This window comes from Pseudoalteromonas sp. AS71, from assembly GCF_038900275.1.
Lineage (GTDB): Bacteria > Pseudomonadota > Gammaproteobacteria > Enterobacterales > Alteromonadaceae > Pseudoalteromonas.
This window is the reverse complement of record NZ_JBBMQZ010000018.1, coordinates 66,183-91,366: the sequence shown is the minus strand read 5'-3', so window position 1 is coordinate 91,366 and position 25,184 is coordinate 66,183. Positions and strand designations below refer to the sequence as shown.

Sequence of the window (25,184 nt, the reverse complement as noted above, 5' to 3'; positions counted from 1 at the left end):
ACCTTATAAATAACTTGATACACTTATCATTAAAATCAATCACTTAAACACAAACCAAGAAAGCCATATATAATAATTTTGTAAAATATACGTTATTGAAAAACGAGGAAACACCAACTAAATACAAAGTTACCACGTCAACAAGGTTTGGCAGATAGTCGACATTCGATTAAATAATGTAGCCTGGAGGAGGGGTAAGTTTAATAGCAAATAGTTTACTTAATATAGATAATCTGTCCGCATTATTATTAGTACTAACACATCAAGATTTCAAACATAAGTTAAAGTATTGCAATTAAACTTAGTAGTAAAATTAGTTCCTATCTTGGTAAATATTCCCTCTTTTGTTAATTTCTCTCATTGCCTCTTGGTTTTTTTTGCGTCTTTCTTCTGCCAATTCTTTTGACATGCATGTACGCTTTTTAATATTACTACCTGTCACCGCTATTTTTTCGCATACCATATTTTCATTACTGCTTAGAGAGTCTTCACTCAGTGAACTACAACCAGATAGAAATAGTAAACTTGAAATGATTATTACGATTAGCTTTTTCATTTTATTCCCTTAAAGTAAAAGCGCTAATATTATAAATATTAGCGCTTTATTGTTGTTTTTCTGAACTCTAGAACTTAGCGTTAAGAGTCAAGAATATGTGACGACCAGTTGTATTGTAAGTACGAGGGTCAGTATTATCGTTAAATCCTGTTGCTGCATACGGAGGATCTTCATCAAATACGTTATTAATACCAACAGTAGCTGTGTAGTTATCAAGGAAGTAACTAAAGCGAACATTGTGTATTACTTGTGAGTCAACGGTTCTGATAACATCATAAGAATCAAGAGTACCACCGATATTAACGGCTTCAGTTCTAAATGAAGAGTTAACATCAGCTAAATCATCAGGGTCAATATTTGTAAAGTTTTCTTCAACCTCACCAATGTAACGCAATGCATAAGTTGCAGACCAATTCTCTTGAGCTAACGATACATTGAAGTTAGTTTTCCACTCAGGGAAGTTACCATCACCACTATTTCGGCGGTAGTAGCCAGCATTTTGAAGTGTTGAACCGTCGGCTTGAGTTATTGTGTAGTCGTCATAGTAAGTTGCATCTAAGCTTGCTGATAATGAACCAATTGACGTATCAGTTGTATAAGCAACATTAAAATCGTAACCAGATGACTCTACACCACCAACATTTATGTTTCTGTTATCAATGTCACTTGAGTTACCAGCTAAAATACCTGATGTATAACGAGTTATTTGATCACAGTATGTACCGCTTTCAGCACACTTGTTTAAAATTAACTGCTCGCCTACAGAGCTAATTGCATTTTCCAGCTCGATATCCCAGTAATCGATTGTGAAAGATAAACCATCAACAAACTCAGGGCTATAAACTACACCAACTGTAAATATATCAGCTTCTTCTGGTTGCAACTCTGGGTTACCACCAAGAGTAGAAGATAATTGGTCACCAATAGGTTCAAAACCAGCTGCTGGTACGCCGTCAGCTATACAGAATGATGTAGGGTTAGTAGCACACGGGTCCGAAACTTCAGGGCTATTATCTGATGCGCCAGAGAATAAATCAGAAGTTGAAGGTGCTCTAAATGCAGTAGATGATGTTCCTCGGAACATAAGGCCGTCCATAGGAGACCATTTAATTCCTACTTTATGGTTTGTAGTATCGCCAAAAGTATCATAATCAGAATAACGAATTGCTAAATCTAGCTCTAACACTTTTGCAAAAGGTGCGTCATATAATAATGGTACATTAAACTCAGCATAAGCCTCATCTACAGTGTAGCTGCCTGATGTTTCTTGACGGCTAGATCCAGATGTAATTCCTAATGCTATTAGTGCATCAGGGAAATCACCACCTTTCTCTTCACGATGTTCTAGACCAAATGCCATACCTAAACTACCTGCTGGTAATTCAAATGCACTACCAAATACACTACCACTAATAATTTGCTGTTCGTTTGAACCAAAATCGTGAGCTTCAAACGAAATAAAATCTAACATTTCTTGAGTAACTTGAGTATCAGTTCCTGGGATACCAAATACATTTAATGATGTACAACCAGCGATAGGATCATCTACAGTTCCACATACAATGCTACCGTCAACGTCTTGGAATGAAGGACCTACGGCTTGTGAAACTTTTTCAAAGTTTACGCCGCCAGCTCGTTTAGTTGTAGAATCACTTGAACCAAAGATGTATGAAACTTCATAACCCCAATCGTCATTGATATCGCCTTCAAAACCAACTACTGCGCGAACTGTATCTACGCGAAATTGAGTATCTCGACCGCCAGTTTCAACCATACGACGGCGCCAATCAGAAATTTCAACTGAGTCACCATTTCTGTCTTTAGGACCAAATTGTTGGTTATAGTAGTTATCTGCAGAATAATTTGCATTTGTCACACCAAAGAACGCAAGTGGTGCTAGAGGTAATGGAGCAAGCTTAGTATCTGAAATACGGCGGTTTAAACTAACTTCTGAAAAGAAACGAACATGATCAGAAAACTCATAGTTACTCTGAACAAATACACCATATCGCTCAGCCGGAGTTAAGTGAAAGTTTACAGGAGCAAAGTTGTAAGTATCTTTATCCCAATCCCAACAATCATAACCAGTTGGATTAGAAAAATCGCTTGGATCTGATTGGCCTGGACCATTAGCTGCACCGTGAGTAAAAGAAGAACAATCTTCACCAGCTACTGAACCATCAATACCGTTGTAACGACCCCATGGTGGAGCTGAAGAACCACCTTTAGAAAGCTCACCTGTATGATCCATGTCTAAAGAAAATTTAGACCAGTCTCTATCACCAGAAGACTGAGAACCCTGCTGAACGTAATATGCACTAGCTACCACGCTGCCTTTATCGCTTGTTAAACCTACAGTAAAATCGTAGCTCTTAGTTTCGCCATCACCGCCGTGTGTCGAAGCATCGTAACTTGCTGTAGCTTCAAAACCTTCAAAATCATCACGTGTAATAACGTTAACTACACCGCCAATAGCATCTGAACCGTATATTGCAGAAGCACCGTCTTTTAGAATTTCAACTCGCTTGATAATTGCTGTAGGGATTGTACTTAAATCTACAGAAGAGTTTGCACCACTACCCGACGCAACCATTCTACGGCCGTTTAATAATACTAGCGTTCTTGAAGAACCCAAACCACGTAAAGATACACGCACCGCGCCTGAGCCACCATTATTAACAGAAGCATTAGTACCAGCACCAGCAACTGAAGGAATTTCTTGAAGAATGTCACCTACGTTACCAATACCTGAAGCAATTAGGTCATCGCGTGTTAATATTTGTACTGGATTCGCACCTTCCATATCAGTTCTTTTGATACGTGAACCAGTTACTTCAATTCTTTCCACTTTATCGGCGCCTTCGGCTGCCATTATATTACCTGAAAATGCAGCTGTTGAAGCTGCGCCAAATGCAAGTGCGACACGCACTGCTTTAGCTACTTGATTGTTTAACATTTGATTCTCCCTGGTGTCACTACTTGATAGTAGTAATCATTATTTAATTATTTTAGTTACATAAGATTAACAGCAACTAAGGCAAATAATAAACAAAAAACACCAAGAAGCCAACAAAAAGTTAACAACTCTTTGCAAAAAAAGAAATGTTTGCGAATATAATAATTAAAATTGCAACAAACCAGAATAAATAAGATGTGGACAGTATGAAAACACAGATATGTTGCTATTTGTGGTATTATTAAAAAAGCTCACCCTGATAATTTAACCCAAAACAAACATTGCAGTTCAAAATAAGATCGACCATTTCAATTAGCGGTACAATCTGTTTTTCCACATAAATTGCATAGTCATAGCTATGAAAGCCTTGATACAGCTCAACCCCAGCGGTTGTGTAAACAAATGTAACAAATTCGCCTCTATTAACTGTAAATTCGCTATTTTTTTTCTGGTGTTTTTTAACTGCTTGTACATGAGGGGGAATATTTTTCTTATAATCGATTAAGTTTTGACCTAATCTCTTTTTTAATATGAGTAAATCATCAAACTCACCTTTAAATAACTTTGTTGTATAGTCTTTTACAAGGTCATTTATGTTTAAATTTCCATCAAAAAGACTAGTAAATAAATCGAACTGAAATTGTTGAGCAAGTTTAGTCCAATCACTTCTTACCGTTTCTAATCCTTTAAATACTAGTTTTGATTCGTTTGGTTTAATTAATTTACCTACGTAGCGCTTTTTAGAGCCAACTAACTTCCCTCTTATTGTTGGTAAAAAGAAAGGGCTATAAAGAGATTCAAATTCTATTTCTAAATGACTTGTTAAGTTGTGCGTTTGTTTAATCTCGTTAATCCAATCTATAGTTATCTTTTTAGCTAAAAACACACCAATTTCATTACACTCATCTGGTGTTAGCTCATCATCCAACTTAATAAATGTAGAATCGGTATCACCATAAATAACGCTATAACCAAGATCTTCTATCCACTTTTTAGTTTGTAGCATTATTTCGTGCCCTCTTAACGTAATAGAGCTCGATAACCTGGGATCGTAAAACCTGCACCCTTTTGAGCCTAAAACACCATATAAGCTATTCATTATTATTTTGATTGCTTGAGAGAGCATTTTATCTTGATTGTCTTTGGCAAACTGCCTTTGAGACGCTAAGCTTTTAACGAGTAGAGGCAGGTGGTGTTTGTCTCGCGAGAATACGGCTTCATTAAACCCCTGCACACTATGTTCAGGATTTTGCAGACCTTCTATTAATCCAAGTGGATCAATGTAAAAAGTTTGCATAATACTGGGGTACAAGCTTTTAAAATCTAAAACAATGACATTTTTATAAAGCCCAGGAATAGACTCCATGACATAACCGCCTGGGCTTTCAAATGTAAGTCCATGATCGCCCATATTAGGGGCAACATAACCGCTGCGATGCAGTAATGGTAAATACATATTAATAAAAGCAGCGACAGAGCCGCCCTTTTTTTCAAGCTCTAATCCTGTGAGCTTTGTTCTTATAATAGAAAAATCGAGTAGCTTTAATTTATCAAAAATTTTATTTACCAAAATACAATCTTGTCGATTATATTTTGCTAAAGAAAGTTTATCTTCGTTAAATTGCCTAATAATTTCCTGCAAACTATTAGCCGTGTCGATTAATTTAGACTCACCCAACACTTGATTTGAAACATTAGCTAGAGAAAAACTCTCAAAACTATATGTACCGTTTTTTAATGTGTCTATTCCATCAACCACACATCGCCCGGAAATCGATACTCGAGTAAAGTGTCCTTTTCGAACATATAAAGGTTGTTCTCCCCTACCCAGTAATAACTTAACCCCAAGTGCTTCAGCTCTTTCATGAATAACCGAAAAATCGAACTCAATTACATTCCAGCCAATTATGACATCAGGATCGCTAAGCTTAATAAAATGCTCTACCCCCCTTAACAGCTCAGCCTCATCTACACACCAAATAATATCAAACTCTAGGTTTGCAGCTTCTCTATCTGGCTCGCCAATCATTAAAACACAGTCTAAATTACAGCCCACAAGTCCAACAGAAAACAAAACGCCACTTTCGTTACATTCAATGTCTAACGAGAGTTTATTAAGAGCTGGGGAATACTCATCATTCGCTTTTAATTTAGCGTTGGTTATTAATGTATAGCCATCTTGCTTAAATACATTACCCGTTATCCAAGCACCTCCTTTTATAAAACGCTCCATTAGGTAGCGCTCTATTGGTCGAATATCTTCTTCAAATAATACAACTCCACGCTGCTTTAAAGCTTTAGTAGCGCAATAAAAGTGTTTAAGTGACTTGAAGTAACAGGCCGACATATCTTCTTGCTGAAAGCTTTTTAACTCAAGACTTTTAATATTAAAGGTAAGTGACTCAGCTGCTAATATTTCATTCGCTATTTCAGCATCTTTACTTTTGATAAAAAACAGCGCATTTTCGTTAGTCGACACCGTTTTTATAGGCCCTTTATCACTACAAAACCACGCTTCGTAGCAGATGCCGTTAGCTGTATCATAAGCATGAGAAGAAACAATAAAACCGGCTGTTAAGTACATTATTACTAAACCTTATACATATATATGTAAGTTTTTACTTAATTCAAAATGCTTTAAAGCCATACATTCAACATAAATAAACACTCAGATACTTTATTTGCTAAATTAATCTCATCACTTCTTGTAGTTACACTCTTATAACTCTAAAATCCATAGCACTGTAATTATATACATACTTTAGGTAAATCATCCCATGCTTTCTGACTCACTAAAAAAAACAATTAGGCAAGTACACCAGCATGTGGCTAGAAACCTAAACGATTATCGCCCTCGTAGCAGTCAAAACTACCTTGTAGCCGAAATAGCAAAAACGCTTGCTGGCGAATACCATAAAAAGCAGCGCATTTGCGTAATTGAAGCAGGCACCGGTACAGGTAAGTCTCTTGCCTATTGCTTAGGCGCATTGCCTCTGGCCTTAGCACAAAAAAAGAAGCTAGTTATTTCTACCGCAACCGTTGCACTGCAAGAACAATTAATAGCAAAAGAACTCCCATTTTTTAAAAAGCATTCAGGCCTCGACTTTAAATTTGATTTAGTAAAAGGTCGCCATCGTTATATTTGCGCCCACAAATTACATAATGCTGTAAACGGCGATAGCCAAACACAAATGGACTTTATGCCAACACTTACTTCACCATTGAGCGCAATGGAAACCAAGTGTTTAAATGAGCTATATAACGCCTATGTGAATAAGAAATGGCAAGGCGATAGAGACAGCTGGGCCGATACTGTACCCGATAGAGTCTGGAATTTAATAGCCTGCGATAAACACTCATGCCAGCGCCAAATGAAGGCACACCAAACGTGCCCGTTTCAGCTTGCTCGTAATCAATTAATGCAAATGGACGTACTAGTAATTAATCACTCATTACTACTTGCCGATTTAGACTTAGGCGGTGGTAAAATTTTACCAGAGCCCGACAATACCATTTATGTAATTGATGAAGCGCATCATTTAGCACATATAACACGCGATTTCTCATCGGCTGCAGCAACGATTAAAGGCACAATAGAATGGCTTGATAAGCTCACCAAGTTTAGCGGGAAAATGGCGAAGGTTTTAGTGGGGCAAAGAGCCATTGGTCAAAACTTTAAACTTTGCGACAGTATTAACGATGCGAATAAAGATTTAAAAGTAGTTCGCGATATTCTTGATAATGCCGACTTTGAATACTCAAAAGACGATACTTACCGCTTTGAACACGGTGAAATTCCACAATCGCTGCACAGTAAAGCGAAAGACATAAGCGAAGCCACGCAAGATGCGCTGCGCTGTTTGAACAAAATGCACGACACCCTTACCCAAGATGTGAGCGATGGCGATATAAAACCTTACGTTGCCGACCCCATATTGGGCGAAAGCGGACAATACATAAACAGGTTAGAGCAACTAAACAAACTATGGTTTAGTTACGCAAAAAAAGGCGAAGGTGCTCCTCATGCACGGTGGATAAAACGCCTTGAATACAAAAGCCATCACGATCACCTATTAAGCGACTGCCCTATCGAAGTAGGTTACTACCTAAAAGATAAATTGTGGCGAGAATGCGCGGGCGCTGTTTTATGTTCGGCCACATTAAGCGCGTTGGGTTCGTTTGATCACTTTGCCTACGAAACAGGACTTGCTAAAGAAGAAGGCGTTAAATTTATTAAAGTACCTTCTCCATTTGATTACCCCAAACAAGCCACTTTACGTATTCCGGTATCAAAAGTAGAACCTACCGATAAAGACTTTAGTGATCACTTAGCTAAAACATTACCAGAGTACCTAAATGATAAAAAAGCGAACCTTGTACTATTCGCTTCTTACTGGCAAATGGACCACGTAACAAAGTTTCTTAGAACAAAAGGTTTTAACTTATTAGTACAAGGTGAAATGTCGCGAGAAGCATTGCTTAAATTACACACTAAAAATGTAGACGAAGGCAAATGCAGTATTTTATTTGGAACACAAAGCCTTTCTGAAGGTCTTGATTTGCCTGGAAAATATTTAGAGAACTTAATAATTACTAAAATTCCGTTTGCGGTACCTACTTCGCCAATAGAAGAAGCGCAAGCAGAGTTTGTACAAAGCAAAGGCGGCAACCCGTTTTTAACGATTACCGTACCAGACGCCGCAAAGAAATTGGTGCAAAGCTGTGGTAGACTGCTGCGAAAAGAGAGTGATGAAGGCTGTATTACTATTCTCGATAGACGCTTAGTTACTAAGCGGTACGGTAAAGCCATGCTCGACACCCTACCACCTTTTAAAAGACAAATAGATTATTAATGTTTGAACTCGCACTCGATCCAACAACCTGGGCTGTTTTATGTGCTGTTGCACTTGCCGCAGGTTTTATAGACGCTATCGCCGGTGGCGGTGGCATGTTAACTGTACCCGCTTTATTAACTGCTGGCTTACCTCCACATTTAACATTAGGCACCAATAAATTAGCGGCTAGCTTTGGCTCGTTAACGGCAAGCTATACATACTATAAAAAGAACTTATTTAGTCCTAAGTTTTGGGCAGCCTCCATTATTGCTACCGCAATAGGTGCATTGATAGGTACTGTTATTGTTGATCATTTAAGTATCGATTTTTTAAACAAACTACTCCCCATTATTATTATTTTAGTTGCTGGCTATAGCTTATTTGGTAATTTAAGCACCACCGAAGGCGATGAACTTCCTAAACTAAACAAAGCGATGAAAATAAAACAATGGCTACAAGGTTTAGCATTAGGCTTTTTTGATGGTTTAGCAGGCCCAGGTACGGGTACATTTTGGACTGCTTCTAATGGCATGCTTTACAAAATGAACCTGCTACTCAACTGTGGTTTAGCGCGTTCAATGAATTTTGTGTCTAACTTTATATCTTTAATTACCTTTGTTGCACTCGGCCATGTAAACTTTTTACTTGGCATAACAATGGGCTTTTTTATTATGCTAGGCGCATGGTTTGGGGCGCATTCAGCAATACGTTTTGGTAGCAAATTTATTCGCCCAGTATTTAATACTATGGTTATACTTTTAGCATTAAAACTAATTTACGAGGCTTACTTTTAATATGCATTCAATGGCTTTAGATAAACTACGCCAACAAGTTGCAACGCTAAAACAACAAGCTGAGCAATTTGATAAAGCTAAACTTTTTTCTAAAAATCGTTACATGCAAGCACAACCTAGCTTGTTTGACCGCGCAGTTTTTAGTACCAAAAGCATGAACCTAGTCGATTACGTAATAGAAATAGAAGACGAAGTTTCAAGGTTACCGCCAAGCGAGCATCGCCATGCTTATACCTACGCGCTTGAACGTATTGCAGCTCAAATACAAGCTGTATTCAATGTTATTAAATCAACGCCTATTTGGGTTAAAGAAAACAAAAGCCATTATAAACCACGCCCTAAGCAAACCGTTTATAAGCAAGCTGTGCAAAAAATAATGCAATCATCCCATGAGCTTTACGACGAATTAAAACAAAACCATGAGTTTGAACGCCGTTTAGTGCTCATGATTGAAGAGCGAAAAATGCAAATGGATAAAGCCTCGCCTGCTAAAGCACAAAAGCTTAACCTTGAAATATTAAGCACACACGCTCGATTAGGCCGCTGCAGAAAAGCAATTTCTGCCACCGAAGATAAAATTCAACAAGTAGAAAAACAGCAGCTGCGTTAAGGCGCACTTTACTATGCAGCTTTATTATCATCCATTGTATTCAGACCTTATACTCCCAGAACGTCATCGATTCCCTATTCAAAAGTATAAGTTACTTAAAACAGAAATAGAAAACCTAGGTGTTTCGGCTATTCACTTTCAAGAGCCTAAAAAAGCAACCAAATCTCAACTTTCGCTATGTCATAGCCAACGTTATATAGATGACTTTTTAAATGGGACTCTTAGCAATAAAGCCATAAAAAAAATGGGCTTTCCTTATTCAAATGAATTGGTAGAGCGCACATTACTATCAGTTGGGGCAAGTATCCAAAGTAGTGAACACGCGCTAAAACATGGTTTTTCGGCTAATTTAAGTGGTGGCTATCATCATGCATACAGTGATTACGGCAGCGGTTTTTGTATTTTTAACGATCTAGCTATTGCAGCAGCACATTTAATAAATACAGAGCAAGCCGACACTGTTTTAATTTTTGATTGCGACGTACACCAAGGCGATGGCACAGCACAAATCACTCAAAACCATGACCAAATTATTACCTGCTCAATTCATTGTGAACAAAATTTTCCTCGTAATAAGCAAGAGTCCACCTACGATTTTGCATTGCCCGCTAAAACAACCGACGTTGAGTACCTTGCTACATTAGAGCAAGCACTCGATTTTTGCGTGCGTATTCATAACCCCGATATTATTTTGTATAATGCAGGTGCTGATATTTACACAAAAGACGAGTTAGGCTTGTTTGAAGTATCACTAGATGGCGTATATAAACGCGACTTTTTTACTCTCAACTTTTGTAAGCAACACCAAATCCCACTAATGTGCGGCCTAGGCGGAGGTTATCAGCGTAATTTGAGTTCACTAATTAATGTTCATAAACAACTATTTAAAGCCGCTATCGATTTATAGCAAGCCATAGTATAGACTCAGTTAAACGGATTATTTTAAAGCGGTGGGAATATGCGATTACACGAAGACATACACAACTATTACGAAAAGATTGTAGTCGAGGAAGTTATCAAACTTAAACTTGATGAAAAATATGATGAAGATGTAATGGCTGACTTTTGTTGTACGGTACTAAATCAGCTCCCGCCACGATATATTCGCTACGATGTAGATATGGCGTTTTATTTACCGCAATCAGAACGCATACATATGGAACAACGTGTACAAACAGCAATAAATGTTGCCATTAGCCAAATATCAAAAAAGAAAGAGTTAAATGACAAGTCCACTTGATCAAGCCCCTACACATATGAAACTTGCAGTAGATTTAATTATGATACTAGAGCAACACGATGTTGCTCCAGAAGAAGTACTTAAAGCACTTGAAATAGTTAAAAGCGACTTTGAAAAGAAGCTAGAAAAGTCATAACTCTATTCTATTATTTGTATGTCGTACTCGGTAACGATACCTTCGTGCTTAGTGCAATCAATTTTAACTTCACCAAATGTGCGCCTAGGCGAAGTTGAACGACGACAGGTCATATTTTGTGCTTTAACGCCAAATTGCGTTATATACAACGCAACTGTTTCATCTATTAGTTGTTTTTGCTGTGTACTCGCTGCACTCTAAAATGCATCGTATTGCGCAGTCCAATTTTCAACCCCCGCTTCTTTTGCAACGCCTAGCCAGCCCATCCCTAGTTTAGTAGATTGCTCCAAGTATTGGCCTTTCAAAAACATAAACGCCAACGTGTATTGTGCGCTTTTATAGCCTAGCCCAGCAGGCTCTTTTAAATAATTAAAAGCGGCCTCAAACTGTCCTTTTCGATACGCTTTAATACCATTGTATTCATTCTTTTTCATGGTGGTATCACTGTAAAGGTTGATTGGGCTTGAATTACATCCCCCCAACAAAGTAATAAATACCATAGAAGCTACTGAGAACTTTTTCATTCTTATCCTTAATTTATTATTTTTATATGCCAGTTCCGAATATGGCTTACACTTTTTATAAACCCTGTTATTCTAAAAACCAATCAGCATAATTAAAATACTATCATGACCTTAGCAAGCTTACTGCGATTATTTTTTCTGGCCGCTATTTGGGGCGCTTCTTTTTTATTTATGCGAATGGCCGCTAACAGCTTGGGGCCTGCGGTATTAATTGAGCTTAGAGTAGGCTTTGCTGCAGTTACTTTATTTATTGTTGCTTTGTATTTAAAACGCCGTTTAGCCTTTACTGAACACAAAAAACACTTTTTTATTATAGGCGCGTTTAATTCTGCTCTGCCATTTTTATTTTTTGCTTACGCAGCTCAAACTATAAGCGCTTCTACTTTATCAATTTTAAATTCAACAACCCCTATTTGGGGCGCAGTAGTTGGTATTTTATGGACAAAAACAAAGCCCACCAAAAGTATGGTGCTTGGTTTATTGCTTGGCTTAATAGGTGTTGCAATACTCGTTGGCCAAAATCACTTTGTATTAAATAGCCAATCAATCATAGCTATAGTAGCAGCATTAAGCGCTTCACTTTGCTATGCCATTGCATCGCATTACACTAAAAATGCGCCCAAATTGGCTCCATTCGATAACGCTCATAGCTCAATGTGGGCGTCGAGTTTTATGGTATTGCCACTTATTTTATTTATGCCAATACGTGAAGTTCCAACCACCAACGTTATGCTAGGTGTATTAGTACTGGGCGTAGTATGTACCGCGCTTGCGTATATATTATTTTTTAAACTTATTGACGATATAGGCCCAACTTCAGCACTCACTGTCACCTTTTTAATTCCATTATTTGGCATATTTTGGGGGCATTTATTTTTAGATGAGCAAATAGGGCCAAATACACTATTAGGCGCACTATTTGTAATTGTAGGCACAATGCTGGTTACTGGTTTTTTACCACGAAAGAAGCACTTAGCTAAAACAAGCTAAGTGATTAAAAGTGCATACTACTTCTTGCGTTAAGATTTACTGCTTATTCACTACTTTGGGATTGCCGAATAAGTAACAACAACTCTGCAGTCGCGGTTGCATCGGCAAGTGCCCGGTGATGGCTGGTCAAATTTAAATTAAAGTGCGATGAGAGATTGCCCAGCGAATACGACTTTAAGCCTTTAAACGCTTTGCGCGACTCAACCACGGTGCACATTTTTGGCATTTTAAAAAAGTGCCCTGCCATCTCGCATTCTTTTTTAATAAAGCCGTAGTCGAAGTTAACGTTATGGGCTACAAAAATACTGCCTGCGAGTTTATCTAGCAATGGCTGTGCTATTTCGGCAAATACAGGTGCGTTGTAAACCATACTGTCGCTAATACCAGTTAGTGACGTTATAAATCCAGGTATATGGCGCTCGGGGTTAACTAAGCTTGTCCAAGTATCAATTACTTTACCGTGCTGTACTTTAACTACGCCAATTTCGGTAATACGGTTACCGCCTTTTAAGCCGCCTGTGGTTTCTATATCGACCACACTGTAAATACGGTTAGGATCTACAAACCATTTAACCGCAGCAATGTGTACTGTAAAGCCTACGTTTTTTAAGTTATCAATAGTGGTTAATTGGTTGCGCCTAAGCTTATCGCCTGGGGCTTTTACTTCTTCAAAATGTACTTGGCCATTATTGATAACCATTAAGTCGGGGTAGCCATCTTTTAGCTGTAAATAATGTTTACTCATGGCTGTTAAGTGCGCAATTAACGCCTTAATAGGGCTGTTTAAAATGAGCGCTTCTAGTGGCTCTAATAAATTGCTACGCCATCTAAACAAGCCGTTAGGTTGCTCAAAGTATTGCGCTGCATTTTTGCATACCAAATTAAGTAATGCTTGCGACGTTTGGCACTGCGCTAAGCGCTCATTTATTTGTGTTTGCTGCGCTTCATAAAAATTACCAAGCCTTAATACTTGCGGATAAATATCAAACTCATTGCATGGCGGGTAAGGCGACTCTATAAATAACTCATGCCAAAATACTAAACCAAACAAACTTTGCCAAAGCGTGTTTTCGGTATTAAATACAGCCATACCTTGGCGAGTATAATAATCGTTTACGCCCTGCTCTACTTCACCTCGGTACAGTTCATCTATTTCTAGCACGCACTGAGTGTCGGCAAGCATGGCACTTAAACGCGAGCGTGTTTTTTTATTAAACTTACGCATTAAAAAATCGTCAGCAAAATACAGCAAATCATCAGTAAGTGGATTTTCGATAATGGCTTCTAATCGTGCTTTTACCCACTCTTTATTGCCAAGCCTGTATTGCTCTCTTATTTGAATTTCTTGTGCTTCGCTATCATCCACGCACCCTTCAAGTAAGCTAAAAGCAAGTTCGCTATCAACACCTTTTAATTGCCTATAAAGCCTAACTAATAATTTATTTTTTAATGCAACGGCAATTGCACCATGTGCAGCTTGCACTAAAACCTGCGACGCTAAGGCAACATAGTCGCTCTTATCGGTTATATTTTTAAACGCTAACCGGTAACGGTTTAATAAATAGTTTGATTGCGCTTCGTCTAGTGTTTCAAAGCGCGACAAGCTCTCACTGTGCCCTTCGCGCGTAGCGGTTAAGCCTAAGTCTCGCATTACAAAACGGTTTTGATGATTTACATCGCCACTGCTTAGTCTGCCTGCAAATAAAAACTCAAAATACTCGTAGTAATCACTGCGGTTATTAATTACATACTGGCTATAAAGTGGCGCAAGCTCTTGTGGGCATGCTTTAAAAAACTCACGCGCGATATCCACCAGCGCCCCTTTAGCGGCGCTCTTTTTAAAGCTTATTTGCTCGCCGTAATTACTTAGCAACTCAACCAAAGAAGGTTTGGTTAAGTGCGCTAAAAGCTGCGAATAATACTGCTCGTTTGGCTCAAATAAAATATCGGCTTTTTTAAGCGTATAAATAGCCTGATGTGGCGATGTTATTTCTTCATAATTGAGCGATTGCGCCTGAACCAAATAAGGCTTTCGCGAGTACACACGCGCCAACATGCACAGGCTTTGCTCATCAAGCTGGTTAATTTTACTAATAAATTCACTATGTTTAGGCTCAAGTAAATGCATACATTTACTTGTTACAAACTCAATAAGCTCTCTAAAATGCGCTAAATAGTATTTTGCTGGTAATTCTTTTTTCATAATATCGCCACAGCTGTATATAAAAACAGTATCTAGTATTTATGCTTATTATTCAATCTTAAACTTGTAACTAAAACACGCTATAGTGAGCTTATTAAAACAAATTCATTAAAAATAAAGGACTTACCATGAGCGCGCACCCATACGATGTTTTATCACTCAATAACGGCGCAAATATTATTTTTACGCCTTGCCCTGGTACAAAAACACAAAACCTAGCTGACTCAATCGCCACATTAAAGGCTGCTGGCACTAACATACTGCTTTCACTTATGCCGCAAAAGGAGCTTGAAAAAAACAACGTAGAAACCATTAATAGTGAGTGCAACAAGCACGATATAACCTGGTTTCATTTACCTATAAATGACGACGAAGCACCACAACAGCCTTTTACATCACGCTGGAACACCCACAAAACCGATATATTACAAGCCATATTACAAAAGCAAACCATTGCCATACATTGCAAAGGCGGCACTGGCCGCACAGGGTTGGTCGCTGCACTTATTTTAAATTCGGTAGGTTACACAAAAGAAGAAGTATACGGCCTAGTACAAGGCATTCGCCCAAAAGCACTGACTATAGAGCTACAAAAAGAGTACTTTGAGAACTTTGAGGTGTGAGACAGAGGTTGGGGAGGATTTAGCACTATAAATAGTGCTAATAATTCTATTTATAGCCTGTAATGAATTAGCACTGATAAGATTGATCACTTGTTATGCAACTCATTTAAACTTTGCCAAGAAATCATTTTTAATACATGCCTTAATACAGAAACTACTATAATTGTTAAAACGCATTAATTGCCAGATGACACCTTGTCCAAAGTCCAAATAAACTGGTTTTTTTGCTTTAAACCAAACATATCTAGGCCTTTTCCACTCAAAGAGGAAGTGTCCTACATGCGTGGATTTAATTATTCCATCTATTTTATCTGAGCTATGTATTTCTACTAACTCATTCGGACCTCGATACTCAGAAATAAAAGAATAAACGAAATGAGTTTTATGATTACTTGAATGAATAGATATATCTTCCATTGATTCATGCAGAGGATCAGGAAGCATCGCACGTAATTTTATGTTTTTCGCTAGATTACGACCATTTATTACCCAAATCATATCCCCGTAGAAATCCTCTCTTGATTTCAACTCAGCTTCAGACATTGGGGAGTTTTGAAATTCAATTACAATATTCTGCTCATTAACAACATCTGCAATATGCTTTTCACCACTTTTATCAAAGTATACTATTTCTTGATTATGATCTTCCCAATGATTTTTCCAATCTCGATGCCATTGGGATTCATTATCCCACCAAGGATCACAACTACATTTTACCTTGTGCGCCCAATGCCATCTAATTTTTGAACCACACTTTGCTACGGTTGGGCTACCACAATATATACAAACTCCTTTCATCTTAGGCAGAGGAGCTTGCTTAAATCCGTCAACTAATGAAAATTTCATAAGTACATAACACTCGGTTGTATAATGCCTCAATCAGCCGCTGCTGGATTGGCTTGTTATATTTATTTAACCAACTCAGGAGCGGGTAAAGTTTTTGTAATACTTTTATTTAGCGAATGATTGTCAAATGCTATAGAAACCATTGAAAGTTTCGCCACCAATTTTTCTCCCTTAAATAGAGCTAAATCCGTTCCTAATTCTGCACCATCAAGATCGGAGAGTGGAAAAGTTTTGTCAATTTTTTTCCAGCCAGATAATCCTTTAAGTAGGATTACTTCACTGTCTATTTTGATTTCGTATTGCCGAAAGCTGAGTACCATCCACCAAGCAAAAATAGATGTTGTAACCAAAGCGAGAATTAACGCCAAAAGTTGTTCATTTGGCGATAACGAAGTATTGCTCTCGCTAAGGAATAAAAGAGCGCCAGCATATATTGCAAAGAATCCGATACAGTTAAATGATAGTAAAAAAATTGATTTAAAAATGATTTGAAAAACTGAGCTACGAATTACAGACATGGTATCTCTATAAATATGACAATTTAATCTACGACATTTGACGCTTTATAAACCGACAAACGACCCTATTTTTTAACGTATTTACCTTAACCACCAAATAACCACATGTAAACAATTACTTAATTTCGAACAGATTATGTAATTGCAAAAACACACCAAAAGGGTGAGAGCAGTGATATTGATCCAACAGATACTATCCATACAAAGCATATTATTTACTAAAATTCAGTCTTTTTAAGCTAATGTCTTTAAACTAAAGCCTCTAAAAATGGCTCAATTTATAACCGCCGAACCCTTTATACCCGCACAAGCATATTCAACCATAACGCTTTACGATATTATGCTCTTTTATATTTAATTTAACTTTCAGGGCATATAATGACAACGCACACACCGCCTTCCCATTCAGCCAACACAGCTGAAAATACCTCTCTTGTTTACGTGATTTTTATATCGGCCGTGGCTGCTATTGGTGGCTTTTTATTTGGTTTTGACTCGGGCGTGATTAACGGCACGGTGTCGGCACTTGGTAATGCATTTAATTCAAGCAGTGTGGCTACGGGCTTTAATGTAGCGTCTGTGTTACTTGGCTGTGCCTTAGGTGCACTTGCTGCGGGGCCGCTGGCTGATAAATTTGGCCGCCGTGCAATTATGATCATCACCGCGATTATTTTTGCCATTAGTGCGTTTGGCTCAGGCATTAGCGAAAGCTCTGCGGAGTTTATTTTTTACCGTTTATTTGGTGGCTTAGGTATTGGTGCCGCATCTGTATTAGCGCCAGCCTACATTGCTGAAGTTGCGCCACCAGCACTTCGTGGTCGTTTAGCTACATTGCAACAACTCGCTATTGTACTGGGTTTGTTTGCTGCGTTTTTAAGTAACTATTTAATTGCTGATGCAGCTGGTAGTGCGCAGAATATTTTAATACTTGATACAGCCGCTTGGCGCTGGATGTTTTGGGCTGAGCTTGTGCCTGCAGTATTGTTTTTAGTGGGTGTGTTGTTCATTCCTGAGTCGCCTCGTTATTTAGTGGCACAAGGTAAAGTAGCCGATGCCAAAACGGTATTTAGTAAAATATCGAACGACAATGTTGATGCGCAAATAAGCGATGTTAAAAGCTCCTTGCATAGCGATAAAAAGCCAAGTATTCGTGATTTATTTATTGATGGCAGTAAAAAAGTACACCCAATTGTTTGGGTGGGTGTGGCACTGAGTGTATTTCAGCAATTTGTGGGTATTAATGTGGTGTTTTATTACGGCTCTGAGCTTTGGCAAGCCGCGGGGTTTGATGAGTCGCAATCGTTATTTATAAATGTATTAGCGGGCACCACTAATATTGTATCGACCTTTATTGCCATTGCCCTAGTTGACAAAGTTGGCCGTAAACCACTGCTGCTTGTAGGCAGTATTGGTATGTTTATTAGCTTAAGCGCGCTTACTTATATATTTGGTAGCGCAGGCCTTGATGAAGCAGGCAAACTTGCCCTTAGCGATAACATGGGTACTTTTGCACTTATTATGGCTAACTTATTTGTGGTATTTTTTGGCTTAAGTTGGGGCCCAATTGTATGGGTATTATTAGGCGAAATGTTTAATAACCGCATTCGTGGTGCAGCCCTTGCTGTTGCAGCAAGCGCACAATGGATTGCTAACTTTGCAATTACTATGACCTTCCCTATTATGCTAGCTAACATTGGCCTTGCCGGTGCTTATGGCTTTTATGCGTTATCGGCACTTATAAGCATATTCTTTGTTGTTAAATACATTAAAGAAACCCGCGGTAAAACGCTTGAATCTATGTAATTTTTAAAAGCGGTGCTATTAATCGCCAGCAAAAAAAGTAACGGGTGCTAACTATTTAGCGCCTAATCAACAATTATCAATCGAAATGAAACAAACCGGTTTAGGCGTTTCTATTGTTTGGGAAATTTAAAAATGATAACAGAATTCACCCCAGTATCGGCTGCAATAGGCGGTGCATTAATAGGTATAGCGTGTACGTTATTACTGGTTTTATACGGAAAAATTGCGGGCATATCAGGCATTGTTAAGTCTGTATTTGCTAAAGCAAATTCAGACTCTCGTTGGCAGTTATACTTTATTTTAGGGTTGTTGTTGGCAGGTATAGCAGTAAGAGTATTTGCCCCTTCTTTATTAGAAGGCGAATTGCAATTACCGCCTTGGCTTATTGTTGTTGCGGGACTTTTAGTTGGCGCTGGGACAACTTTAGCTAACGGGTGCACAAGTGGCCATGGCGTGTGCGGCATGTCGCGCTTTTCTGCTCGCTCTTGGGTTGCAACATGTACATTTATGCTTGTTGCCTTCATTACAGCAAACCTTGTAGGATAAATAATGAAAGCAATTATGATGGTTGTTATAGGCTTTATATTTGGCTTAGGGCTTATTATTAGCGGGATGACAAACCCTGCTAAAGTGATTAACTTTCTTACCTATGGAAACCAATGGGATGGAAGCTTAATTATAGTGATGGCTGTTGCCATGCTAATAATGATGCTTACATGGTTATGGGTTGCAAAAAAAGAGAAACCACTTATTTCAGGAACATTTAATTTAAGTAATTTAAAAAATATTGATGCGCGCTTAATTATCGGCTCAGTATTTTTTGGTTTAGGCTGGGGTTTAAGTGGCATTTGCCCAGGCCCTGGCTTGGTTCAATTGGTATCTCTTAAAATGGAATTTTTGTTATTTTTTGCAGCCGTCTTAGGCGGTATGTGGTTAGCCAAAAAAGTATAATATTTGCTGCCGACCAAAACTCGGCAGCTACTTTTCCAAACAAAGGTACATAACTTGCTGCAATATATATAAAACTATATTGAACAGGTTTAAGTTATGCTAAATAAAGCGCTGGAATTTTCCAACAGCACCCCCTGGTTAAGCGCGATTTCATCTCTCATACTTATAGCTATACTACTGTTTTTAATTCGCTTTTTTGTAATGTACTGGCTAAAAAAATGGACTTCAAAAACCAAGTTTATATTCGATACTTTACTAATAGAGTCAATATCTAAACCGCTAACACTGTGCACAATTATTGTGCTACTCACCATTTTAGAGCACGACACCTTCATTATTAGTACTTCTATTTCTCAACAAATTCCTTTTAATAGCATTAATATTGTACTAGCTCTACTGGCACTTATTATGTTTTTAGACCGCTTTATTATTGGCACTATTAATTACTATGGTAAACAATCTGCCGTTGTTTTTAATTCAAAAAGCATAATTAAAGGCGTGATACGCGTTACATTATCATCCGTAGGAATACTAGTATTAATGGGCACGTTAGGTATTTCTATTACACCCATTATTGCCTCGTTAGGTATTACATCACTGGCTGTTGCCCTTGCTTTACAACCTACCCTCGAAAACTTTTTTTCTGGCGTGCAGCTAGTGATAGATAAACCCATAAGAGTGGGCGATTTTATTGAGCTGGAATCAAAAGAACAAGGCTTTGTAGATCACATAGGCTGGCGCTCTACATGGGTTAAAATGCTACCTAATAATATGATTATTATACCTAATAGCCAATTATCTAAATCGCGTATTATTAATTACTTTTATCCTGAAAGAGAGCTAAGCGTCCCTGTAGATATAAGCGTGCATTACGATTCGGATTTAGAATTTGTTGAGCAAGTAACACTTGAAGTGGCTCGTGAAATACTTATTTCACACGAATGGGGCGTTGATGATTACAATACCTTTGTGGTTTTTCATACCTTTGACAGATCAAGTATTAACTTTACGGTTATGCTGCGCGCAAAAGAATACTTTAATCGCTTTTGGGTTAAATCTGCTTTTATAAAAGCCCTGCATAAACGCTATAAAAAAGAAGGCATTGTAATTCCCTTCCCTATTACGGCTATTAACACTACACAAGAATCCGCTAAATTTAATAGTGATAAAAAGGTGCAAGGCGATACTTAAAACAAAGCGCGAGAGACACTCGCGCTAATAAGTATTAAAACTTGTAGGTTATTTGCCCAACAATTTCACGCGGGCTACCCGGAAAGTGACCGTTACGCTGGCTAAATCCGCTTACAGCATATTCCTTATCAAACAGGTTGTTAATATTTACACTTAGTAATACGTCATCAAAGCGACTCGTCCAGCTCATATCAAATACGGTAAACGGTTTTACTTTTTGACCATCGGAGCTTACTTGCTCACTCACATAATTAGCGCCAAACGCAATAGAGGAATTAATCGAATCGAGCCCAAAGCGTGACCATAAACCCGCCTGATGGCGCGGCGCATTAGCAAAGCGCGAGCCATCACCAAATGTATCTGAAAGCGTATCACCCGTTACGCCGTCTACTACTTGCGTATCGTTGTATGCGTAGTTAGCCGTTATTGTCCAATGCTCGGATAAATCGCCTACTAAAGTTGTTTCAAATCCACGGCTTTCAACTTCACCTATATTTAAAAGTGCGGCAATACCATCACCCGCGCCCGTATCGTCAGGGTTGCTCATTACCACGTTTTCTTTATTAATTTGATAAACAGCAAATGTACTCATTATTTTGCCATCAAACCATCGGTTTTTCATGCCCAACTCGGTTTGCTTACCTGTTTCTGGGTCTAAGTTGCCCTCGCCTACCACATCTTCCTGATCGCCCGACGATGTAGGATTAAAGCTTTCAGAGTAGTTTATGTAAACAGAGGTGTTTTCTATTGGCTGGTACGTTACTGCAACGCGAGGTGTAACACCGTTATCAGAATAGCTAAAGCCTGTTTCCTTATTTAATTCTTTAAAGTAATCGTAGCGTAAGCCTGCAATTACGGTCCATTGTTCGCCAATACTTATAACATCTTGAGCGTATACACCAAAGCGGTCGGTATCTACGCCATCACGATCTAAATCGGTTAAATTATAGGTGCTAGGGTCTGTTTCACCGTAATTAAGAGTATAAATATTTAAGTTTGCTACACCATCAGCCTCATATCGGGCACGCAAGTAATCGTACTGCGTTTCTACCACATGGTAATCGCCACCAAATAAAAATTGATGCTCTAAATTACCTTGCTCAACGTTATATACAAAATCAGTTGTTAAGCTTATTTCTTCGTTTGCTCGAAACTGTTTGCGGTATTCTCGTCTTATAGTTTCATCATCTATATTAGCAACGCCATCACCATTTACGTCAACCCAATTTTGCGACTCGTGATACGCTTGGTCGCGCTCATTATCAAGATATCGCACAGTAGAGCTAACAGAGAAGTCATCAGAAAAACTATGATTTAACTCAGCTTGAAGCACCAAAGCTTCCATATCTTGATAGTCAAATGATTCGTTCGCGTTATACGAAGGGTCTACCAGAAAGTTGCCGTTATCATCTACCGGTACTCCACGTAAGCGATTGCCACCTAAGTCTTGTTTTATGTAATCAATACTTGTTGTAAGCGTTGTTGAATCACTCAAATCAAATAACAATCCGCCTGTTAGCTCCGTATTAGCTGAATCGGCGTTGTTACGAAAGCTGTCTTGCTCCTCATAAAAACCACCCAATCTATAAGCCATCGTATCGCTTAAACCACCGGTCATATCGAGTGATGCGCCACGCGTGTTGTAGTTACCTAAGGTGAGCTTTAATTCGCGCTTTTCTAGGTAGCTTGGTTTTTTGGTTACGTAATTAATCATTCCACCAGGTTCGCCACCGCCATATAAAGCTGAGGCTGGGCCTTTTAATACTTCAACACGTTCAACATTAAACAACTGCGGTACACCAAAGCCTGAGTACGGGTCGCCGCGCACACCATCGTAAAATACATTGGCATCATCTCTAAAACCACGAAAAGTTACGCCTGAGTAGCTATATTCACTTACGCCAGCAATTGAGCGGTATAAGTCGGTAATGTCACGAGCCGCTTGGTCAATTATAAGTTGCTCTGTTAAAACCTGAGCCGATTGCGGAAGTTTAATAAGATCTAAATTAGTTTTAGTACCAATTTTACTCTCAGTTTCTAGGTAAAATTGCTGAGCACGGCCTGTTACTTCAATTGTTTCAATTTTGTCGCTTTGCTTGGCAAATGTCATTTGAGAAAAAGCAGATAAAGACACGAAAATACTTAATGCCAAGTAATTAGGGTTAAACATGATAGTTCCTGAGAGAAGTGTAGGTAGTTAACAAGCTAAATGATAACTCTTATCATTACTATAATCAACGGAAATAAAAGTTTAACACTCCTTAATATTAGAATTAAAAGCATCTAAAGCTGGGATTTACTTACGAATTAATCAAGCGGTGGTTAATAAAATAAACAGCATAACTAGAATATTAAATTGATATAATATAACATACCGAAAATTGCAAATTAGTAAGTTCTCTAAATGATAAATAAACTGCCCGTCACAGTGTTATCAGGCTTTTTAGGAGCCGGTAAAACAACCGTACTTAGTCATATCCTTAATAATAGACAAGGTAAAAAAGTTGCCGTTATAGTTAACGATATGAGCGATATAAATATAGATGCTGCAACAATTAAAAGTGGTGTATCGCTAGGTCACAGCGATGAAAAGCTAGTTGAAATGAGTAACGGCTGCATTTGCTGCACCTTACGTGAAGACTTGCTGATTAAAGTAGGAAAACTGGCCAAAAAAGGTCGTTTTGATTATCTCGTTATTGAATCAACGGGTATATCTGAGCCCCTCCCAGTGGCCGAAACATTTACCTTTGCCGATGAAAACGGTAATTCGCTGGGTGATGTTGCCACTCTGATACAATGGTAACAGTGGTTGATGCAGTTAATTTTTTAAACGGCTACGAACAAGCAAACGACTTACAAGAAACCGGCGAATCATTAGGAGAAGACGACGAGCGAAGCGTAGCCGACCTACTTGTTGATCAAGTTGAATTTGCCGACGTAATTTTAATAAGTAAAACTGATTTAATAACATCTGTTCAATTAAATAAACTTACTGCCATTTTAAATACACTTAATACTCAAGCCAAAATAATTCCTATTTCAAACGGCAATATTAATATAAATGAAGTACTCAACACCGGCCTATTTAACTTTGAGCGAGCTCAACAAGCTCCTGGTTGGCTTAAAGAAATGCGCGGTGAACATATCCCCGAAACCGAAGAATACGGAATTAACAGCTTTAATTACACAGCTCGGCGCCCCTTTGATCCTGAAAAGTTTTATAACTTTCTTCACAGTACAGAGCAATTTGGCAAGCTTATCCGCTCAAAAGGCTATTTTTGGCTAGCAACGCGTCCGTTATTTTGCGGGCAATGGAGCCAAGCAGGCGGTATTGCTCACTACGGATTTGCTGGTATGTTTTTTAAGGCCATCCCCCAACAAGAGTGGCCTACCGAGCCCGAACTGCTTGCTGATATTAATAATAAATGGGTAGAGCCTTTTGGTGATATGCGTCAAGAGCTTGTGTTTATTGGTCAATCGTTAGATCAACAAGCCATGATGAACGCGCTTAATAACTGCTTATTATCAGAAGATGCCGTACTCAAGGGTAAGGACTTTTGGAGAACCTATAAAGACCCGTTTCCTATTTGGGAGGAAGAATAATGAACGCACTAGCCCCAATAACTGCGCAAATAAAACCGGCGGAACCTCTTCACCGAAGAGCAGCTAAAGATAATGATGCCAATGTATTGCCACAAATTTATAACCAAGACACTAACATTGTTATTTGGAAAAGAGACCTTGAGCAAACATTAACAAATGCAGTTAATACACTGATTACCACCTGCGCGTTAAGCCAATAGAACTTGCTGTATCGCCCAATGACGCTTTTGATCAGTTAATAACTGCGCTTAAGCCAGAAGATAATAATCGTGATGAAGTTAATACACTTTGTGAAGACATTGTCTTACTTGTTGAAATGTTTTGCTGCCTGTTTGATTTAAAGCGCGCTGGGTTAAGGCTTACCGTATTGGAGCGTCCCATGTGTCCGCGTTTTCATGTAGACAAAATTCCGTGCCGGTTGGTTACTACCTACCAAGGCGTTGCTACGCAGTGGTTAAATCACAGCGATGTAAACCGCTCAAAGCTAGGTACGGGTAATTTAGGTAAACCAGATGAAGAGTCTGGTTTATTTGAAAACTTAAGTAATATTAATCAACTACAACAAGGTGATGTGGCACTGCTTAAAGGAGAATACTGGGATGACAACGAGGGTGCAGGTTTAGTCCATCGCTCGCCACCAGTGGCTGCAAACGAGCAACGCTTATTACTTACCCTGGATTTTATTTAATGCTTTTAAATTAATAATATACCTAATGTAATGGCGTCTCTTTTCAATAATTGGCCAACCCTTTTTAACACTCAAGGCTAATACAAAAAACGCTCCATAAAGGAGCGTTAATCAAAG

At 38.5% G+C, this 25,184-nt stretch carries 19 protein-coding genes and 3 pseudogenes; 14 read left to right on the top strand and 8 right to left on the bottom strand.

The genetic code is table 11. The features are described 5' to 3' along the window. Window positions 1-313: 313 nt before the first annotated feature. From WNY98_RS14385 to WNY98_RS14375, 3 genes are all read right to left on the bottom strand, one after another. Window positions 314-556: a hypothetical protein gene (locus WNY98_RS14385; protein ID WP_024593662.1), complete on the bottom strand. Its 243-nt coding sequence runs from the start codon at window positions 554-556 to the stop codon at window positions 314-316. 67 nt (window positions 557-623) lie between these two features. Then, on the bottom strand, window positions 624-3,512 hold the full coding sequence (locus WNY98_RS14380; RefSeq protein WP_342876061.1) for a TonB-dependent receptor: 2,889 nt from the start codon (window positions 3,510-3,512) through the stop codon (window positions 624-626). Window positions 3,513-3,753: 241 nt separating this feature from the next. Beyond that, the gene (locus WNY98_RS14375; RefSeq protein WP_342878215.1) at window positions 3,754-6,096 is read right to left on the bottom strand and encodes a DNA polymerase II; all 2,343 of its coding nucleotides are present in this window, start codon (window positions 6,094-6,096) and stop codon (window positions 3,754-3,756) included. A gap of 193 nt (window positions 6,097-6,289) precedes the next feature. On the opposite strand from WNY98_RS14375, the gene dinG reads away from it, so the two are divergent. The 6 genes from dinG to WNY98_RS14345 are packed head-to-tail and all read left to right on the top strand — an operon-like array spanning window position 6,290 to window position 11,127. Then, window positions 6,290-8,365 (top strand): ATP-dependent DNA helicase DinG, encoded by a 2,076-nt coding sequence (dinG, locus tag WNY98_RS14370; RefSeq protein ID WP_342878214.1) that lies wholly within the window; start codon window positions 6,290-6,292, stop codon window positions 8,363-8,365. After that, a complete protein-coding gene (locus tag WNY98_RS14365; protein ID WP_002958254.1) occupies window positions 8,365-9,141 on the top strand; it encodes a TSUP family transporter in 777 nt (258 codons plus the stop codon). The genes dinG and WNY98_RS14365 overlap by 1 nt, the downstream gene beginning before the upstream one ends. Before the next feature lies 1 nt (window position 9,142). Further along, on the top strand, window positions 9,143-9,751 hold the full coding sequence (locus tag WNY98_RS14360) for a primosomal replication protein (RefSeq protein ID WP_002958255.1): 609 nt from the start codon (window positions 9,143-9,145) through the stop codon (window positions 9,749-9,751). 13 nt (window positions 9,752-9,764) lie between these two features. Beyond that, on the top strand, window positions 9,765-10,658 hold the full coding sequence (locus tag WNY98_RS14355) for a histone deacetylase (protein WP_182696021.1): 894 nt from the start codon (window positions 9,765-9,767) through the stop codon (window positions 10,656-10,658). Between the two features lie 51 nt (window positions 10,659-10,709). Then, window positions 10,710-10,991: a late competence development ComFB family protein gene (locus tag WNY98_RS14350; RefSeq protein ID WP_002958257.1), complete on the top strand. Its 282-nt coding sequence runs from the start codon at window positions 10,710-10,712 to the stop codon at window positions 10,989-10,991. Next, the gene (locus WNY98_RS14345; protein WP_076914928.1) at window positions 10,975-11,127 is read left to right on the top strand and encodes a DUF2496 domain-containing protein; all 153 of its coding nucleotides are present in this window, start codon (window positions 10,975-10,977) and stop codon (window positions 11,125-11,127) included. Before WNY98_RS14350 ends, WNY98_RS14345 begins: the two co-directional genes overlap by 17 nt. Before the next feature lie 2 nt (window positions 11,128-11,129). Here the strand turns inward: WNY98_RS14345 and WNY98_RS14340 are convergent. After that, window positions 11,130-11,651: pseudogene (locus WNY98_RS14340) on the bottom strand (sel1 repeat family protein). A 105-nt stretch (window positions 11,652-11,756) separates the two neighbouring features. On the opposite strand from WNY98_RS14340, the gene WNY98_RS14335 reads away from it, so the two are divergent. Beyond that, window positions 11,757-12,641: a DMT family transporter gene (locus WNY98_RS14335; protein WP_342878213.1), complete on the top strand. Its 885-nt coding sequence runs from the start codon at window positions 11,757-11,759 to the stop codon at window positions 12,639-12,641. 43 nt (window positions 12,642-12,684) lie between these two features. Here WNY98_RS14335 and WNY98_RS14330 read toward each other — a convergent pair whose 3' ends face one another. Beyond that, window positions 12,685-14,844 (bottom strand): exonuclease domain-containing protein, encoded by a 2,160-nt coding sequence (locus WNY98_RS14330; RefSeq protein WP_342878212.1) that lies wholly within the window; start codon window positions 14,842-14,844, stop codon window positions 12,685-12,687. Window positions 14,845-14,972: 128 nt separating this feature from the next. Between WNY98_RS14330 and WNY98_RS14325 the strand changes: the two genes are divergently transcribed. Further along, window positions 14,973-15,467 carry a tyrosine-protein phosphatase gene (locus tag WNY98_RS14325; protein WP_342878211.1) on the top strand — a complete coding sequence of 165 codons (495 nt, stop codon included), beginning with the start codon at window positions 14,973-14,975 and terminating at the stop codon, window positions 15,465-15,467. A 102-nt stretch (window positions 15,468-15,569) separates the two neighbouring features. On the opposite strand, the gene WNY98_RS14320 is transcribed toward WNY98_RS14325, so the two are convergent. Both WNY98_RS14320 and WNY98_RS14315 read right to left on the bottom strand, forming a co-directional pair. Continuing rightward, on the bottom strand, window positions 15,570-16,313 hold the full coding sequence (locus WNY98_RS14320) for a competence protein CoiA family protein (RefSeq protein ID WP_342878210.1): 744 nt from the start codon (window positions 16,311-16,313) through the stop codon (window positions 15,570-15,572). A 62-nt stretch (window positions 16,314-16,375) separates the two neighbouring features. Then, on the bottom strand, window positions 16,376-16,831 hold the full coding sequence (locus tag WNY98_RS14315) for a hypothetical protein (protein ID WP_076924435.1): 456 nt from the start codon (window positions 16,829-16,831) through the stop codon (window positions 16,376-16,378). A gap of 378 nt (window positions 16,832-17,209) precedes the next feature. Here WNY98_RS14315 and WNY98_RS14310 point away from each other — a divergent pair, with 378 nt between their 5' ends. From WNY98_RS14310 to WNY98_RS14295, 4 genes are all read left to right on the top strand, one after another. Beyond that, a complete protein-coding gene (locus WNY98_RS14310) occupies window positions 17,210-18,634 on the top strand; it encodes a sugar porter family MFS transporter (protein ID WP_342878209.1) in 1,425 nt (474 codons plus the stop codon). A 132-nt stretch (window positions 18,635-18,766) separates the two neighbouring features. Next, entirely contained in the window at window positions 18,767-19,180 is a 414-nt protein-coding gene (locus tag WNY98_RS14305) for a YeeE/YedE thiosulfate transporter family protein (RefSeq protein WP_182194073.1), read from the top strand. Between the two features lie 3 nt (window positions 19,181-19,183). Further along, complete coding sequence (locus WNY98_RS14300) at window positions 19,184-19,585, top strand: DUF6691 family protein (protein ID WP_165721623.1); 402 nt, start codon at window positions 19,184-19,186, stop codon at window positions 19,583-19,585. A 96-nt stretch (window positions 19,586-19,681) separates the two neighbouring features. Further along, on the top strand, window positions 19,682-20,776 hold the full coding sequence (locus WNY98_RS14295) for a mechanosensitive ion channel family protein (protein ID WP_342878208.1): 1,095 nt from the start codon (window positions 19,682-19,684) through the stop codon (window positions 20,774-20,776). A 34-nt stretch (window positions 20,777-20,810) separates the two neighbouring features. On the opposite strand, the gene WNY98_RS14290 is transcribed toward WNY98_RS14295, so the two are convergent. Beyond that, window positions 20,811-22,946: a TonB-dependent siderophore receptor gene (locus tag WNY98_RS14290; protein ID WP_342878207.1), complete on the bottom strand. Its 2,136-nt coding sequence runs from the start codon at window positions 22,944-22,946 to the stop codon at window positions 20,811-20,813. Between the two features lie 234 nt (window positions 22,947-23,180). Between WNY98_RS14290 and zigA the strand changes: the two are divergent. Both zigA and WNY98_RS14280 read left to right on the top strand, forming a co-directional pair. Next, window positions 23,181-24,379, top strand: a pseudogene (gene zigA / locus WNY98_RS14285) (zinc metallochaperone GTPase ZigA). Further along, window positions 24,379-25,067, top strand: a pseudogene (locus WNY98_RS14280) (DUF1826 domain-containing protein). Before zigA ends, WNY98_RS14280 begins: the two co-directional pseudogenes overlap by 1 nt. The last annotated feature ends 117 nt before the right edge of the window (window positions 25,068-25,184 follow it).

Bases quoted from the DNA above. Each gene is read 5' to 3' on its own strand.
- WNY98_RS14385 (WP_024593662.1), bottom strand. From the start codon at position 556: ATGAAAAAGCTAATCGTAATAATCATTTCAAGTTTACTATTTCTATCT.
- WNY98_RS14380 (WP_342876061.1), bottom strand. From the start codon at position 3,512: ATGTTAAACAATCAAGTAGCTAAAGCAGTGCGTGTCGCACTTGCATTT.
- WNY98_RS14375 (WP_342878215.1), bottom strand. From the start codon at position 6,096: ATGTACTTAACAGCCGGTTTTATTGTTTCTTCTCATGCTTATGATACA.
- dinG (WP_342878214.1), top strand. From the start codon at position 6,290: ATGCTTTCTGACTCACTAAAAAAAACAATTAGGCAAGTACACCAGCAT.
- WNY98_RS14365 (WP_002958254.1), top strand. From the start codon at position 8,365: ATGTTTGAACTCGCACTCGATCCAACAACCTGGGCTGTTTTATGTGCT.
- WNY98_RS14360 (WP_002958255.1), top strand. From the start codon at position 9,143: ATGCATTCAATGGCTTTAGATAAACTACGCCAACAAGTTGCAACGCTA.
- WNY98_RS14355 (WP_182696021.1), top strand. From the start codon at position 9,765: ATGCAGCTTTATTATCATCCATTGTATTCAGACCTTATACTCCCAGAA.
- WNY98_RS14350 (WP_002958257.1), top strand. From the start codon at position 10,710: ATGCGATTACACGAAGACATACACAACTATTACGAAAAGATTGTAGTC.
- WNY98_RS14345 (WP_076914928.1), top strand. From the start codon at position 10,975: ATGACAAGTCCACTTGATCAAGCCCCTACACATATGAAACTTGCAGTA.
- WNY98_RS14335 (WP_342878213.1), top strand. From the start codon at position 11,757: ATGACCTTAGCAAGCTTACTGCGATTATTTTTTCTGGCCGCTATTTGG.
- WNY98_RS14330 (WP_342878212.1), bottom strand. From the start codon at position 14,844: ATGAAAAAAGAATTACCAGCAAAATACTATTTAGCGCATTTTAGAGAG.
- WNY98_RS14325 (WP_342878211.1), top strand. From the start codon at position 14,973: ATGAGCGCGCACCCATACGATGTTTTATCACTCAATAACGGCGCAAAT.
- WNY98_RS14320 (WP_342878210.1), bottom strand. From the start codon at position 16,313: ATGAAATTTTCATTAGTTGACGGATTTAAGCAAGCTCCTCTGCCTAAG.
- WNY98_RS14315 (WP_076924435.1), bottom strand. From the start codon at position 16,831: ATGTCTGTAATTCGTAGCTCAGTTTTTCAAATCATTTTTAAATCAATT.
- WNY98_RS14310 (WP_342878209.1), top strand. From the start codon at position 17,210: ATGACAACGCACACACCGCCTTCCCATTCAGCCAACACAGCTGAAAAT.
- WNY98_RS14305 (WP_182194073.1), top strand. From the start codon at position 18,767: ATGATAACAGAATTCACCCCAGTATCGGCTGCAATAGGCGGTGCATTA.
- WNY98_RS14300 (WP_165721623.1), top strand. From the start codon at position 19,184: ATGAAAGCAATTATGATGGTTGTTATAGGCTTTATATTTGGCTTAGGG.
- WNY98_RS14295 (WP_342878208.1), top strand. From the start codon at position 19,682: ATGCTAAATAAAGCGCTGGAATTTTCCAACAGCACCCCCTGGTTAAGC.
- WNY98_RS14290 (WP_342878207.1), bottom strand. From the start codon at position 22,946: ATGTTTAACCCTAATTACTTGGCATTAAGTATTTTCGTGTCTTTATCT.